This window comes from Biostraticola tofi, from assembly GCF_004343195.1.
GTDB lineage: Bacteria > Pseudomonadota > Gammaproteobacteria > Enterobacterales > Enterobacteriaceae > Biostraticola > Biostraticola tofi.
Genome location: NZ_SMCR01000003.1, coordinates 56474 through 71234, shown reverse-complemented (window position 1 = coordinate 71234; position 14761 = coordinate 56474). Strand labels below are relative to the sequence as shown.

Annotated in this window: 11 protein-coding genes and 6 tRNA genes; 14 read left to right on the top strand and 3 right to left on the bottom strand. The window is 54.2% G+C overall.

Features of this window, described 5'->3' with window-relative positions; translation table 11 throughout:
- Positions 1 to 150: 150 nt before the first annotated feature.
- From EDC52_RS07730 to fur, 4 genes are all read left to right on the top strand, one after another.
- Positions 151 to 915: an alpha/beta fold hydrolase gene (locus EDC52_RS07730; protein ID WP_131865135.1), complete on the top strand. Its 765-nt coding sequence runs from the start codon at positions 151 to 153 to the stop codon at positions 913 to 915.
- 386 nt (positions 916 to 1301) lie between these two features.
- On the top strand, positions 1302 to 1589 hold the full coding sequence (gene ybfE / locus EDC52_RS07725; RefSeq protein WP_131864763.1) for a LexA regulated protein: 288 nt from the start codon (positions 1302 to 1304) through the stop codon (positions 1587 to 1589).
- Between the two features lie 157 nt (positions 1590 to 1746).
- Positions 1747 to 2274 (top strand): flavodoxin FldA, encoded by a 528-nt coding sequence (fldA, locus tag EDC52_RS07720; RefSeq protein ID WP_131864762.1) that lies wholly within the window; start codon positions 1747 to 1749, stop codon positions 2272 to 2274.
- 321 nt (positions 2275 to 2595) lie between these two features.
- Positions 2596 to 3069, top strand: a complete 474-nt coding sequence (gene fur / locus EDC52_RS07715; RefSeq protein ID WP_131864761.1) for a ferric iron uptake transcriptional regulator — start codon at positions 2596 to 2598, stop codon at positions 3067 to 3069.
- A 108-nt stretch (positions 3070 to 3177) separates the two neighbouring features.
- On the opposite strand, the gene glnS is transcribed toward fur, so the two are convergent.
- Both glnS and nagE read right to left on the bottom strand, forming a co-directional pair.
- Positions 3178 to 4851: a glutamine--tRNA ligase gene (gene glnS / locus EDC52_RS07710; protein ID WP_131864760.1), complete on the bottom strand. Its 1674-nt coding sequence runs from the start codon at positions 4849 to 4851 to the stop codon at positions 3178 to 3180.
- 189 nt (positions 4852 to 5040) lie between these two features.
- Entirely contained in the window at positions 5041 to 7089 is a 2049-nt protein-coding gene (nagE, locus tag EDC52_RS07705; RefSeq protein WP_131864759.1) for an N-acetylglucosamine-specific PTS transporter subunit IIBC, read from the bottom strand.
- Between the two features lie 334 nt (positions 7090 to 7423).
- Here nagE and nagB point away from each other — a divergent pair, with 334 nt between their 5' ends.
- The 10 genes from nagB to EDC52_RS07655 all read left to right on the top strand — a co-directional run bounded on the left by nagB (position 7424) and on the right by EDC52_RS07655 (position 13425).
- Positions 7424 to 8224 (top strand): glucosamine-6-phosphate deaminase, encoded by an 801-nt coding sequence (gene nagB, locus EDC52_RS07700; protein WP_131864758.1) that lies wholly within the window; start codon positions 7424 to 7426, stop codon positions 8222 to 8224.
- A 17-nt stretch (positions 8225 to 8241) separates the two neighbouring features.
- Positions 8242 to 9387, top strand: a complete 1146-nt coding sequence (nagA, locus tag EDC52_RS07695; protein WP_131864757.1) for an N-acetylglucosamine-6-phosphate deacetylase — start codon at positions 8242 to 8244, stop codon at positions 9385 to 9387.
- Positions 9388 to 9408: 21 nt separating this feature from the next.
- Positions 9409 to 10632, top strand: a complete 1224-nt coding sequence (nagC, locus tag EDC52_RS07690; RefSeq protein WP_131864756.1) for a DNA-binding transcriptional regulator NagC — start codon at positions 9409 to 9411, stop codon at positions 10630 to 10632.
- Between the two features lie 311 nt (positions 10633 to 10943).
- Positions 10944 to 12605: an asparagine synthase B gene (gene asnB, locus EDC52_RS07685; protein WP_131864755.1), complete on the top strand. Its 1662-nt coding sequence runs from the start codon at positions 10944 to 10946 to the stop codon at positions 12603 to 12605.
- Between the two features lie 220 nt (positions 12606 to 12825).
- Positions 12826 to 12902 (top strand) — tRNA-Met (locus EDC52_RS07680).
- Positions 12903 to 12908: 6 nt separating this feature from the next.
- Positions 12909 to 12993 (top strand) — tRNA-Leu (locus EDC52_RS07675).
- A gap of 18 nt (positions 12994 to 13011) precedes the next feature.
- A tRNA-Gln gene (locus tag EDC52_RS07670) sits at positions 13012 to 13086 on the top strand.
- 57 nt (positions 13087 to 13143) lie between these two features.
- Positions 13144 to 13218, top strand: a tRNA-Gln gene (locus EDC52_RS07665).
- Positions 13219 to 13268: 50 nt separating this feature from the next.
- A tRNA-Met gene (locus tag EDC52_RS07660) sits at positions 13269 to 13345 on the top strand.
- Between the two features lie 6 nt (positions 13346 to 13351).
- Positions 13352 to 13425, top strand: a tRNA-Gln gene (locus EDC52_RS07655).
- A 154-nt stretch (positions 13426 to 13579) separates the two neighbouring features.
- Here EDC52_RS07655 and ubiF read toward each other — a convergent pair.
- Positions 13580 to 14761: a 3-demethoxyubiquinol 3-hydroxylase gene (gene ubiF, locus EDC52_RS07650; RefSeq protein ID WP_131864754.1), complete on the bottom strand. Its 1182-nt coding sequence runs from the start codon at positions 14759 to 14761 to the stop codon at positions 13580 to 13582.

Sequence of the window (14761 nt, the reverse complement as noted above, 5' to 3'; positions counted from 1 at the left end):
CCCTACTCACCAATAGCTTTAGACAGCATTGATGCCTAAAACTCGGATTATCACCCACCCGCCTATCGGTGGTGCAGTTGCGTTTTTGCTGGTCACACCCTCCTCAGGTCATGATAGGCTATCTTTTTCCCCCCTTCCGACGAGGAAATGATGGATTTGAATTATCGCTATGCATTGGCAACCACGCCGAACGACAGACTGCCTATCGTGTTGATACACGGTCTTTTCGGTAGCCTGGATAATCTCGGTGTCCTGGCGCGGCCCCTTGGCGAAAATTACCCGACCCTGCAGGTCGATTTACGCAATCATGGTCTGTCGCCGCACAGTGATGATATCAACTACGATCTGATGGCCGGCGATGTGATTACACTGCTGGATAAACTGAACATAGCAAAATGCATCCTGATAGGCCATTCCATGGGCGGTAAAGTCGCCATGACGTTAAGCGCCCTTCAGCCTGAGCGTATCGACAGACTGGTGGTCATAGACATGGCGCCGGTGGCCTACCCTACCCGGCATCATGACGATGTGTTTGCTGCGTTGCGCCATGTCAGCCAGTCTACAGTCCGTGAACGACATGAGGCAGCCAGCCTGATGAAACAGGATATCAGCGACAGCGGCACCATCCCCTTTTTGCTTAAATCCTTTATCAAGGGCACCTGGCGCTTCAATGTAGATGCGCTGTGGGCACACTACGATGACATTATAGGCTGGCAGGAGTCTGCGCCGTGGCATGGCCCGGTCCTTTTTATACGCGGCGGCAATTCACCTTATCTCTCTGATGACTATCGCCCGTCGATACAGCGTCAGTTTCCCCATGCCCGGGCTCATGTCATTGCAGGCGCCGGCCACTGGGTGCATGCCGAAAAGCCAGATGCGGTGATGCGCGCGATTGGCCGTTTCCTGACGGCGTGACCGCCGCGCCAAACCGCCGCTGTCAGCCTTAGCCCATGCGGAGGGGAGTACGACTCTCCGGCCTGGTACTGGCCTCGAAAGAGTAGACCGCGTACAGCAACTCTGCCTGGTACGGGCTCGAAAGAATAGACTGAGTGCAGCAACTCTGCCCGGTACGGGCTCGAAAGAGTAGACCGCGTACAGCAACTCTGCCCGGTACTGGCGGTAGAATGGCGCCCCCTTATTTGTCCGGCGCCAACGTGAGGATAGTAAACCATTGTCGTTTAATGCCGACGTGAGGTAATATGCCAGGCTCTTTTTCCGGGTGGAACCGCCGAACGGTGAATATTGTCGCCATCCGGGCCTTACCTAAACCTGCTTTCTGATGCAAAACCCCTTCATGACCTATGGCAAAAGAACAAACGGATCGCACTACGCTGGATTTATTCGTTGACGAACGCCGTCCAGGGCGCCCGAAGACCAGTCCTTTATCCCGTGATGAGCAGTTACGCATCAACAAACGTAATCAACTGCGTCGAGATAAGGTGCGGGGGCTGCGGCGGGTAGAGTTGAAAATCAATGCTGATGCGGTAGATGTGCTCAATCACCTGGCCGAGCAGCGCAACATGTCGCGCAGCGAATTGATCGAGTTGATTTTACTGGCGGAGCTGGAACGTCAGCAGCAGGGCAATTGACATACGGCATCATGGCCGCTTACCGCAAATCTGGCCTGAGTGATAAAAACCGCTGGCGGCGAGTTTCTCCTTAAGTTAGGGTCTGCTATCATTGCGGCTATGACCGGATGGTTGCACCACCGACCATATCCATAATATTCATGAGGTTTTTAATTACATGGCGATCGTAGGCATTTTTTTTGGCAGTGATACCGGCAATACCGAAAACATTGCCAAAATGATTCAAAAGCAGCTTGGGCCTGATGTTGCTGAAGTTCATGACATTGCCAAAAGCAGTAAAGAGGACCTTGAAAAATTCGACTTGCTGCTGCTCGGTATCCCTACCTGGTATTACGGTGAAGCCCAATGCGACTGGGACGATTTCTTCCCGACGCTTGAAGGAGTGGATTTCAATGGTAAAATCGTCGGCCTGTTCGGCTGCGGCGATCAGGAAGATTACGCGGAATATTTCTGCGATGCCATGGGCACTATCCGCGATATCATTGAACCCAACGGTGCCACCCTTATTGGCCAATGGCCGACTGCCGGCTATCATTTCGAAGCATCCAAAGGCCTGGCCGACGACGACCACTTTGTGGGCCTTGCCATTGATGAAGACCGCCAGCCTGAACTGACCGCTGAACGCGTTGATGGCTGGGTCAAGCAAATCAGCAATGAACTGAACCTGAGCGAAGTTATCGGCTAAATGTTGCGTAGATGTTATTTTACTGGGCCGTTACGCTGCTAACGGTCCGGCTCTAGCCGTTGATAAATAATTCCTTTTACAGCGATAGTCACAAATTTTTAATTTTTTCCCGCAAACCAGTACAATAGCCCGGTACTACCACCCTAATCCCTGAAAAGTTGCATGGTTAAGTGCCTTCAGGCAGGCTATACTCGTAATCAAACCTGTTTTCATTTGCATTTTACCGTTCTATGATGAGACAGCGATACATTTTCAGGCCGACTCTCGTTTGGGCCAAGAGTGCCTTCAATCAGATTATTAAAGTAACAGGATTAAACCCGCATGACTGACAACAATATCGCGCTAAAAAAGGCCGGCCTTAAAGTTACCCTTCCCAGGCTGAAAATCCTGGAAGTGTTGCAAGATCCGGAATGTCATCACGTCAGCGCGGAAGATCTCTACAAAAAACTCATTGATATGAGCGAAGAAATCGGACTGGCCACGGTGTACCGTGTGCTTAACCAGTTCGACGATGCCGGTATCGTCACCCGCCACAACTTCGAAGGCGGCAAATCCGTTTTTGAACTGACCCAGCAGCATCATCATGATCATCTTATCTGTCTGGACTGCGGCAAGGTTATCGAATTTCGTGACGAATTTATCGAAGCCCGCCAGCGTGATATCGCCAAGCGGCACAATATCAAGCTGACCAACCACAGCCTGTATCTGTACGGTCACTGTGAAGAGGGCGACTGCCGGGAAGACGAGACCCTGCACGACATGGCCGCCCCCCTGCATGCCGAGGTAAAACAGTAATCTTCGTAACGCCTGTCTGCACCAAGAGCCGCATCCGTGCGGTTTTTTTCTGGCCAAAAAAAGGCCACCCGCAGGCGACCGTTTTTATAGCTACATCCGCTCGTCCGATTATCCCTGAGCGGCAGTCTTGGTCCAGGTATCCCTGAGCCCGACGGTGCGGTTAAACACCGGCTTGGCGGCGCTTGAGTACTGACTGTCGGCACAGAAATACCCTTCACGCTCAAACTGATAAGGCTGCCCCGGCTGAGCATCCCGCACCCCGGCCTCGGCGTAACCCTGCTTGACCACCAGCGACTCCGGGTTGATGGTGCTGAGGAAGTCTTCCGCGCTGCCAGGATTGGCCACACTGAACAGACGGTCGTACAGACGGAACTCGACCTTCACGCCATGTACCGCCGATACCCAGTGAATAACACCCTTGACCTTGCGGCCATCAGCCGGGTCCTTACTCAGGGTTTCAGGATCATAGCTGCAGTAGATGGTGGTAATTTCACCTTCAACATTTTTATCGATATGCTCGGCTTTGATCACATAGGCATTACGTAATCTGACCTCTTTACCCAGCACCAGCCGTTTGTATTGTTTGTTGGCTTCTTCCCTGAAATCGGCCCGGTCGATAAAAATCTCACGGCTGAAAGCCACCTGGCGGCTGCCCATTTCAGGTTTATTAGGATGCTGCGGCATGGTGATGGCTTCTTCATAGCCTGCCGGCAGATTCTCGATAACCACCTTGACCGGATCGATGACCGCCATGGCGCGTGGGGCGGATTCATTCAAGTCTTCGCGAATGCAGGCTTCCAAGGCGGCCATTTCCACATTGTTATCCTGTTTGGTCACGCCGATGCGGCGGCAGAATTCACGAATGGATGCAGCGGTGTAGCCCCGCCGGCGCAGGCCGGATACCGTTGGCATGCGGGGATCATCCCAGCCCTCAACGATATTTTCCGTCACCAGTTGGTTGAGCTTGCGCTTGGACATGATGGCGTATTCAAGATTGAGGCGAGAGAACTCATACTGCCGCGGATGGCAGGGGATAGTGATATTGTCCAGCACCCAATCGTACAGACGGCGGTTATCCTGAAACTCCAGGGTACAGAGGGAGTGGGTAATGGCTTCCAGCGCATCGGAAATGCAGTGGGTGAAATCGTACATCGGGTAGATGCACCATTTATCACCGGTCTGGTGATGGGTAGCAAACTTGATCCGATACAGCACCGGGTCACGCATCACCATAAAGGGCGAGGCCATATCGATTTTGGCACGCAGACAGGCAGTGCCCTCGGCAAAACCACCGGTGCGCATTTTTTCAAACAGCGCCAGGTTTTCTTCTACCGAACGGTCGCGATACGGACTGTTGGTGCCAGGCCGGGTCAGCGTACCGCGGTATTCACGAATTTGCTCCGCCGACAGCTCATCCACATAGGCCAGGCCCTTGTTGATAAGCTCAAGCGCATACTGGTGCAGTTGGTCAAAATAATCAGACGAATAGTGGATATCGCCGCTCCAGTTGAAACCCAGCCACTGGACGTCTTCTTTAATCGATTCAACGAACTCGATATCTTCTTTAACCGGATTGGTATCGTCAAAGCGCAGGTTACATTGCCCCTGATAATCTTGCGCAATACCAAAATTCAGGCAGATCGATTTGGCATGACCAATATGCAAGTAGCCATTGGGTTCAGGCGGGAAACGGGTATGCACCGACGCGTGCTTACCCGACGCCAGATCTTCGTCAATAATCTGACGAATAAAATTGGTTGGGCGGGCTTCAGCCTCACTCATGTTGATATTCCTCTATACGAAACCACTCTATTTATAGCGCTTATGTTCCAACATGCCAGAGCAGGACACAACCGTTAGTTGCAGAAATTCTGCCTGCCGGCGATTTGAGGGTAACAACACCGGGGGATAAGAGGACGTTATGAGCAGAGCCAGGCGCAAATGACGGCGCCTGGCGTTACATCAGCAGAACTATTTAGCCGTGATGTCCAACAGACGGGTCTGGCCAGCGATCACCTTGCCGGTCGCCACCGCACTGATGGTGCCGAACGCCTCCATGTTGGCAATCACCACCGGGCTTATCAGCGATTGAGCGTGGGCAGTGAGGTACTCCAGATCCAGCATCAGTATCGGCTGTCCCTGGGTAACCTTGCTGCCCTCCTCAACCAGACAGGTAAAGCCCTGGCCATTGAGCATCACGGTATCAATGCCGATATGTACAATCACCTCCGCTCCCGTGTCGGTTTCCAGACAGAAAGCATGATGGGTGCCGAACACCTTGACCAGTGTGCCATTGGCCGGCGACAACACCTCTGGCGCGGTTGGCCGTATTGCTACCCCCTCGCCCACCGCTTTACTGGCGAAGGCTTCGTCCGGCACCTGTTCCAGCGTGACAATATCACCGGTAATCGGCGACATCAGGCTGACCACGACCGGACGTGCCGCCGCCGCTGATGGCGCGACTGCTAGCGGCGCGGTTTCGGGCGCTGCAATCTGTGATACCGACCGGGCGGCACTGACCGGACCGGCGGCCAGTACGTTGCGCATCGCGCTGGCAATAATCTCGGCCCGCGTGCCGACGATTATCTGCACACTTTCTTTATTCAGACGGATAACCCCCTGAGCGCCCAGATTGCGGGCCAGGGATTCATTGACCTGGGCAGAATCCTTGACGTTCAGGCGCAGGCGGGTAATGCAGGCATCAATGCCGGTGAGATTGTCCGAGCCGCCGATCGCGCTGATATATCGCCGCGCCAGGGCTTGGGTCTCATCGCCTTTGCTCAGTAAAACGGTATCCACATCAGTGTCGTAACCGTCAGCCTCGTCGCCCACCACCTGCAGTTCTCTGCCCGGCGTCAGCAGATTGAAGCGTTTGATGGTGAAACGGAATACCAGGTAATAAAGGATAAAGAACACCACCCCCTGGGGGATAAGCATATACCACTGCGTCGCCAGCGGGTTGCGCACCGACAGCAACATATCCACCAGTCCGGCGCTGAAGCCGAATCCGGCAATCCAGTGCATCTGGGCTGAAATAAATACCGATATACCGGTCAGAATGGCATGCAGTAAATACAGCACTGGCGCGACGAACATAAACGAAAATTCAAGCGGTTCAGTAATGCCGGTAAAGAAGGAGGCAAAACCGGCCGCGATCATCAAACTGGCGATTTTGGCCTTGTTTTCCACCCGGGCGCAATGGTAAATAGCCAGCGCTGCACCGGGCAGGCCGAACATCATCACCGGGAAAAAGCCTGCCTGATAGCGCCCGGTAATGCCGGCGATGGCGGTGCCGGCATTAATCGACTGCTGACCGCCGAGGAAATTCGGAATGTCGTTGATGCCGGCGACGTTAAACCAGAATACCGAGTTAAGTGCATGATGCAGACCCACCGGAATCAGCAGGCGGTTAAAGAAGGCATAGATACCCGCGCCTACCGACCCCATTTGCTGAATATATTCGCCGAAGGTCACCAGGGCGTTGTAGATGGCCGGCCAGATGTACATCAGGATGAACGACACCACGATCATCACGAAAGACACCAGGATCGGCACCAGCCGGCGGCCGCTGAAAAACGCCAGCGCCCGGGGCAGTTCAACCTGGCTGTATCGGTTATAAATCTCAGCGGAGATAATACCGACCAGGATACCGACAAACTGTGTATTGATTTTGCCGAATGCCGCCGGCACCTGTTCCAGCGGAATACGCTGGATCATGGCGACTGCAGCAGGGGCGCATAACGTCGTCACTACCAAGAAGCCGACAAATCCCGACAGCGCCGCGGCACCGTCTTTATCCCTGGACATGCCGTATGCCACGCCGATGGCGAACAGCACCGACATGTTTTCTATAATCGCCGAACCCGATTTGATCAAGAACGCCGCCAGGGCATTTTCGCTTCCCCAGCCGCTCGGATCAATTGCATAACCTATACCCATCAGGATCGCGGCGGCGGGCAGCGTTGCCACCGGCACCATCAGCGCGCGCCCGATCTTTTGCAGATAACTGAGTACACTCACGGTAAATCCCCCTATCGAACTCTCGAATGATCGGGTGTTGAGGGCTGCTCAACCCCTTGCCAGTAAACATGTCTATCCACCTGCTGATCCTTTTGCCGGACCTTTAATTCTCAACGCGAATTAATTAGCACTTCCTGACCATAATTTAAACTTGAATCCGGTGAATTTGTGACTTATTCTAGCTTTTAAGTCAAACTTATTTTTCAAAGCAAATAATCTTTTTACAGCAATCCCTAACGGTCCATGCGCTATCTACCCACTGATGGAGTGGAATAACGTTGAGCGTTATACTGATTTGCAGGGATCTGCGCCCCATCTACCAAAGAGGCTAGCCATGAGACTCATACCTTTAAACACTGCGGCCAATGTCGGCCAGTGGGCAGCACGCCACATCGTCGATCGCATTAATGCTTTCCATCCCACTGCCGATAAGCCGTTTATCCTGGGCCTGCCTACCGGCAGCACCCCGCTTGAAGCCTACAAGGCGCTTATTGAGATGCACAAATCAGGCCAGGTCAGCTTTAAACATGTCGTCACCTTCAATATGGACGAATATGTCGGCCTGCCGACTGAACATCCCGAAAGCTACTACACCTTTATGTATAGTAACTTTTTCAACCATGTGGATATCCCGCCTGAAAATATAAATCTGCTGAACGGCAATGCGCCGGACATCGATGCTGAATGCCGTCGTTACGAAGAAAAAATCAAATCCTACGGTAAAATCAATTTGTTTATGGGCGGTGTAGGTAACGATGGGCATATTGCCTTCAATGAACCGGGCTCTTCACTTGCCTCCCGCACCCGTATCAAAACCCTTACCCAGGAAACCCGGCGGGCGAACTCGCGTTTCTTCGATAATGATATCGAGCAGGTTCCGCGCTATGCCCTGACCGTGGGCGTCGGCACGCTGCTAGACGCTGAAGAAGTGATGATTCTGGTTATCGGTCACAATAAAGCGCTTGCCTTACAGGCCGCTGTAGAAGGTAATGTCAATCATATGTGGACCATCAGTTGCCTGCAGCTCCATGCCAAGGCCATTATGGTATGCGATGAACCTTCAACTTCGGAACTGAAAGTGAAAACTGTCAGGTATTTCCGCGAACTGGAAATGGAAAGCGTAGAGAAACAGTAATAAACCGGGAGCATAAAATGTTCGCATTAGTTAATGGCCGGGTTCATACCGGCTACCAGGTATTGTCCGGTCATGCGGTTGTCCTGGATGACGGCAAAATCAAAGCGGTGTGTCCAGAAGCTTCCCTGCCGGCCGGCATCGAGCAGCATGATCTGGCGGGTGCGGTACTGGCGCCCGGCTTTATCGACCTGCAGCTGAACGGCTGCGGCGGTGTACAGTTCAACGACAGCCTGCAGGCGCTGTCGGTCCATACGCTGGAAGTCATGCAGCGCGCCAACCAGAAATCCGGCTGCACCAGTTTTCTGCCGACGCTGATTACCAGTACCGACGAATTCATGTGCCGCGCGGTTGAAGTCATGCGCGCCTACCTGGCGCAGAACAGCCATCAGGCTCTGGGACTGCATCTGGAAGGTCCCTGGCTGAACCCGGTTAAGAAAGGCACCCATGATGAGCATCTGATGCGTCGGCCTGAACCGGAGATAATGGATTTCCTGTGCGCTAACGCGGATGTCATCACCAAGATAACGCTGGCGCCGGAACAGGTTGATGCCGAAACCATACGGCGCCTGGCCCAGGCCGGCATTGTCGTCTCCGCGGGTCATTCATTTGCGACTTATGATCAGGCCAAGGCCGGATTTGCCGCCGGTATTCGCTTCGCCACCCATCTTTTTAACGCCATGCCGCCGCTGACCGGGCGCGAACCCGGCCTGATGGGCGCCATCTTTGACGCGCCAGAGGTTTACTGCGGCATCATCGCCGACGGTCTGCACGTTAACTGGGCCAATGTACGCAATGCCAAGCGTCTAAAGGGCGACAAGCTGGTGCTGGTCACTGACGCTACCGCGCCTGCCGGGGCGGATAATGCGATAGATCAGTTCATTTTCGCCGGCAAGACCATATACTATCGCGACGGACTGTGCGTAGACGAGGCCGGCACCCTTAGCGGTTCTTCACTGACCATGATCGAGGCGGTGCGTAACAGCGTAGAATTCATCGGCATTCCGCTGGATGAAGCACTGCGCATGGCGACACTCTATCCGGCGCAGGCAATCGCCGTGGACACGCAGTTGGGCAGCCTTTCCGTGGGAAAAACCGCCAATTTGACGGCTTTTGACCGCGATTACAACATCACTAAAACCATCGTCAACGGTAATGTCGTCTAGCGATTAGCGAGTAATTTATTCATGAGCCCAGGCGGACAAACCCCGATAGGAAATGTTGACCTCGTCAAACAGTTGAATAGCGCAGCGGTTTACCGCCTTATTGACCAGTCAGGGCCGATATCGCGAATTCAGATAGCCGAACAGAGTCAGCTGGCGCCCGCCAGTATCACCAAAATCACCCGTCAACTGCTGGAAAGGGGCCTTATCCGCGAAGTTGACCAGCAAGCCTCGACCGGTGGCCGACGGGCCATCTCAATCGTCACCGAAACCCGATCTTTTCAAGCGGTCAGCATCCGTCTCGGGCGGCACGACGCCACCATTGCGCTGTATGACCTGAGCGGCAAATCGCTGTCGGAAGAAAACTTTGCCTTGCCTGAGCGAACCCAGGAGTCGCTGGAGCATGCGCTGTTCGGCGCGATAAGCCGTTTTCTGGATCAGTGTCAGCGCAAAATCCGCGAGCTGATTGCCATCTCGGTGATTTTGCCGGGACTGGTAGACCCCTATAACGGCGTGGTGCGTTATATGCCCCATATCAGCGTCAGTCACTGGACGCTGGCCGAAAACCTCCATCGCCGTTTCGGCCTTAATGCCTTCGTCGGCCATAATATCCGCAGCCTGGCGCTGGCGGAGCACTATTTCGGGGCAACTCGCCATTGTGCCGACTCCATTTTGGTGCGCGTACATCGCGGTACCGGCGCCGGGATCTTGGTACATGGCCAAATTTTCCTCGGCACGCTGGGGAACGCCGGCGAAATCGGCCATATCCAGGTTGACCCGCTTGGTGAGCGCTGCCACTGCGGCAATTTTGGCTGCCTGGAAACCATTGCCGCTAATGGCGCCATCGAGCAAAGGGTCAGCCATTTGCTGCGCCAGGGCTATCCCAGCAAGCTGACGCTGGACGACTGTGGCGTCAGCGCCATCTGTAAAGCAGCTAATCGCGGCGATCCGCTGGCTTGTGAAGTGATCGAGCAAGTCGGCCACTACCTGGGTAAAGTGATTGCCCTGACCATTAACCTGTTCAATCCGCAAAAGGTGGTACTGGCCGGCGAAATTACCGAAGCCCATAAAGTGATCCTGCCGGCCATTCAACGCTGTATCGACAAACAGGTGCTCAAGGAATTCCGGCAAAATCTACCGGTGGTGGTCTCGGCCCTCGACCACAGCTCAGCCATTGGTGCTTTTGCGCTGGTCAAGCGGGCAATGCTCAACGGTGTACTTATCCAGCATCTGCTTGAAAATGAGTGAATTGCCGCTTTTACTCTTTCAGCGAATTAGCGATCGGCTAAAATTCCAGGCTTCAATGCAGGTTTTATTATTCATCTCTCATTAAAAACCCCAATTTATTAAATAATTATCAGCTGTATGGCTTTTTTTATTGAATGATATTGAACTTGAGGGTGGTTTTGATGCTAAATCGTTGGTATCGAAACGGCATTGAGTCACAGCGATACCGCAACGCATTGACTGCATCACCGTCCGGGGCCCGCTCCGGCTGATGCACTATTTCATCCGGCCGACCATCATGTCCTCCGGGGTAAGCAGTTAGGGAGAAGAGTATGTGTTCTATTTTCGGTGTTCTGGATCTGAAGTCCGACCCGGTTGAATTGCGCAGTAAAGCGCTTGAACTGTCACGCCTGATGCGTCATCGCGGTCCCGACTGGTCCGGCGTTTACGCCAGCGACAAGGCAGTTCTTGCTCATGAACGCCTGTCTATTGTCGACGTCAACACCGGCGCCCAGCCGCTATACAATGCCGAGCAGACCCATGTTCTGGCGGTCAACGGCGAAATTTACAATCACCAGAGCCTGCGTCAGGAATATGGCGATCGCTATGCGTTCCAGACCGGTTCCGATTGCGAAGTGATCCTGGCGCTATATAAGGAAAAAGGCCCGCAGTTCCTGGATGAACTGCGCGGTATGTTCGCCTTTATTCTTTATGATACCGAGCAGGATGCATATCTCATCGGCCGTGACCATATGGGCATTATCCCGCTGTATATGGGCCATGACGAAAACGGCACCCTGTATGTCGCCTCGGAAATGAAATCGCTGGTGCCGGTCTGCCGCAGCATCAAGGAATTCCCTCCAGGAAGCTATCTGTGGAGCAAAGACGGTCAGATCCGTGAATATTATGCCCGTGACTGGTTTGATTATGAAAACGTAAAACACAATGTCACGGACAAGATTGCATTGCGTGATGCGCTGGAAGAATCGGTCAAAAGCCATCTGATGTCAGACGTGCCCTATGGCGTGCTGCTCTCCGGCGGTCTTGACTCGTCCATTATTTCGGCGATTACCAAAAAATATGCCGCTCGACGGGTGGAAGATGAAGCCCGCAGTGAAGCCTGGTGGCCTCAGCTGCATTCCTTTGCCGTCGGCCTGGAAGGCTCACCAGACCTGCGCGCCGCCAAGGATGTCGCCAAGCATCTGGGTACCGTGCATCATGAAATCCATTTCACCGTGCAAGAAGGCCTGGATGCCATCCGGGATGTTATCTATCACATTGAAACCTATGATGTGACCACCATACGCGCGTCTACGCCGATGTACCTGATGTCCCGCAAGATCAAGGCGATGGGCATTAAAATGGTGCTGTCGGGCGAAGGCGCGGACGAAGTGTTCGGCGGCTATCTATACTTCCATAAAGCGCCTAACGCCAAAGAATTCCATGAAGAACTGGTGCGAAAACTCCAGGCCCTGCATATGTATGACTGCGCCCGCGCCAATAAAGCCATGTCGGCCTGGGGCGTCGAGGCTCGGGTGCCCTTCCTGGACAAGGACTTCCTGGATGTGGCGATGCGGGTCAACCCGCAGGATAAAATGTGCGGCAACGGCAAAATCGAGAAGCATATCTTGCGCGAGTGTTTTGCTTCCTATCTGCCGGAAAGCGTCGCCTGGCGGCAGAAAGAGCAGTTTTCCGATGGCGTGGGCTACAGTTGGATCGACAGTCTCAAACAGGTGGCTGCCGAACAGATTACCGACCAGCAACTGGAAAACGCGCATTTCCGTTTCCCTTATAATACCCCTGGCTCGAAGGAAGGTTACCTATACCGTCAGATTTTTGAAGAACTGTTCCCGCTGCCCAGTGCAGCCGAATGCGTGCCTGGCGGCCCCTCCGTCGCCTGCTCCTCCTCCACGGCGATCGAATGGGATGAAGCGTTCAAAAAGATGGATGATCCCTCAGGACGTGCAGTAGGCGTACATCAGTCCGCTTATTGATCTCGCGCGTAAAGATGTTGAAAAACGGGCCTCTGGGCCCGTTTTTCATTGTGCCGCTGCGCCGGAAAAAGCCGGTTTAGCCGCTTTTATCATCATGTTGGTCATAAGCCAGACAAACGGTCGCTTACAATCCCGATTAGCAAAAAAAGGGGTTGACTGAATATCGCCAACTACGCATAATGCGCCCCGCAAGGCCGAATGAAGGTCACGCGGAAAGGATGGCTACGTAGCTCAGCTGGTTAGAGCACAGCACTCATAATGCTGGGGTCACAGGTTCGAATCCCGTCGTAGCCACCATACTTTGCGGGAGTGGCGAAATTGGTAGACGCACCAGATTTAGGTTCTGGCGCCGCAAGGTGTGCGAGTTCAAGTCTCGCCTCCCGCACCATTTCGGCATTGCAACGGATGGGGTATAGCCAAGCGGTAAGGCAGCGGGTTTTGATCCCGCCACGCCCAGGTTCGAATCCTGGTACCCCAGCCATTCCATCGGCAGTAATGGATGGACAACAGAATTTTAGCAGTATGGTTATCGTGGTATTGGGATATAGCCAAGCGGTAAGGCAGCGGGTTTTGATCCCGCCACCCCCAGGTTCGAATCCTGGTATCCCAGCCAAAAGTTTTTGAAAAAAAGTATTGTAACTTACGAATATTTAAGTACAATTTGGCTACGTAGCTCAGCTGGTTAGAGCACAGCACTCATAATGCTGGGGTCACAGGTTCGATTCCCGTCGTAGCCACCACATTTTTGGGGTATCGCCAAGCGGTAAGGCAGCGGATTCTGATTCCGCCACCCCAGGTTCGAATCCTGGTACCCCAGCCACACAAAGACTGCGCAAGCAGCACGAAATAGGGGCAATGCTTAAAAGCATTGCCCCTTTTTCGTTTCAATATCCCGCTACCCCGTCTGCATTTTTCCTGGGCAGGGAGTCACTCATCTCATTAAATAGCCATCAGGCCTGGCGCTTAACGCCCAGTCAAAGACCGAGCGCGTATTTCAATGCCTGCGTTTTCAGTCGCCCGGCACGCTGGGCCAGCATCAGCCCGATATTTCGTGCCAACCTGACCGGGGGAACGCGGTTGCTAAAAGTGTTGTAAAAAAAGTCCATCCCGCTTTGCATTAACAGATTATCGGCCCGCCGGCGATGCTGGTAGCGCTTGAGCACCGTCTCACTATCCCAGGCTTCACCCCGGGATCGGGCATTGATAAGCACCTCCACCAGCGCATCCGCATCGCGAAACCCCAGATTGGCGCCCTGCCCCGCCAGCGGATTGATGGTGTGGGCGGCATCACCGATAAGTGCCAGCCCGGGGCCGACATAGCGCTGGGCATGGCTGCGCACCAACGGGAAAGAGCCGGCAGCCTGTGCCTTGATACTGCCTAGCCGTGGCGGAAAGGTGCGGGCCACTTCCCGCTCCAGCTCAGGCAGAGCCATCCCCTGCAGGCGCTTGATTTTTTCCACGCTGTCATACCACACCAGTGAGGCCCAGTTATCATAAAGCGGCAAAAAGGCGCGTGGCCCCTCAGGGGTAAACTGCTGCCAGGTGACGTCCTGCTGACCCAGCGGGGTACTGACGGTAATCAGCATGCAGGACTGCCGATATTGCCAGCCATCGATGCCAATACCGGCCTGCTGGCGCACTTTTGAGCGGGCGCCGTCAGCGCCTATCAGCAATCGGCTGCTGACCCGATCGCCGTTATCAAGACCCAGGGTCCAACACCCGCCATCATACTGCATGGTTTCAAGGGTGGCCGGACAGCGCAGCTCAAGATTGTCGCAGTTGTCGAAAGCCTGCCACAGCGCTTGCTGCAAACGGTTGTTCTCTATCATAAAGCCCAGCTCAGGCAGTTTCAGCGCCGACGCGTCAAACGAGACCAGCGACTCAGGCCATTCCCAGGTCTCCAGACGCCGGTAAGGCACCTGAAAATGGCGGTCGACACGCTGCCAGGCGCCGACCTGACGCAGCATCGCCACCGACGCGCAACTGATGGCCGATACCCGCAAGTCAGGTATCGCGCCCGCACCAGGGGCGGCGGGCATCACATGATCCAGCACCAGTACGCTGAATCCACTCTGCGCCAGTGCCAGCGCGGCGGTGGCACCCACCATGCCGCCGCCGGACACCACCACATCAAAAGAGGGGTTTTCTGTATTCAT

Coding starts and splice junctions, on each gene's coding strand:
- nagC (WP_131864756.1), top strand. CDS start 9,409: ATGAGCCCAGGCGGACAAACCCCGATAGGAAATGTTGACCTCGTCAAA.
- asnB (WP_131864755.1), top strand. CDS start 10,944: ATGTGTTCTATTTTCGGTGTTCTGGATCTGAAGTCCGACCCGGTTGAA.
- nagB (WP_131864758.1), top strand. CDS start 7,424: ATGAGACTCATACCTTTAAACACTGCGGCCAATGTCGGCCAGTGGGCA.
- glnS (WP_131864760.1), bottom strand. CDS start 4,851: ATGAGTGAGGCTGAAGCCCGCCCAACCAATTTTATTCGTCAGATTATT.
- nagA (WP_131864757.1), top strand. CDS start 8,242: ATGTTCGCATTAGTTAATGGCCGGGTTCATACCGGCTACCAGGTATTG.
- fldA (WP_131864762.1), top strand. CDS start 1,747: ATGGCGATCGTAGGCATTTTTTTTGGCAGTGATACCGGCAATACCGAA.
- fur (WP_131864761.1), top strand. CDS start 2,596: ATGACTGACAACAATATCGCGCTAAAAAAGGCCGGCCTTAAAGTTACC.
- EDC52_RS07730 (WP_131865135.1), top strand. CDS start 151: ATGGATTTGAATTATCGCTATGCATTGGCAACCACGCCGAACGACAGA.
- ubiF (WP_131864754.1), bottom strand. CDS start 14,761: ATGAATACAGAAAACCCCTCTTTTGATGTGGTGGTGTCCGGCGGCGGC.
- ybfE (WP_131864763.1), top strand. CDS start 1,302: ATGGCAAAAGAACAAACGGATCGCACTACGCTGGATTTATTCGTTGAC.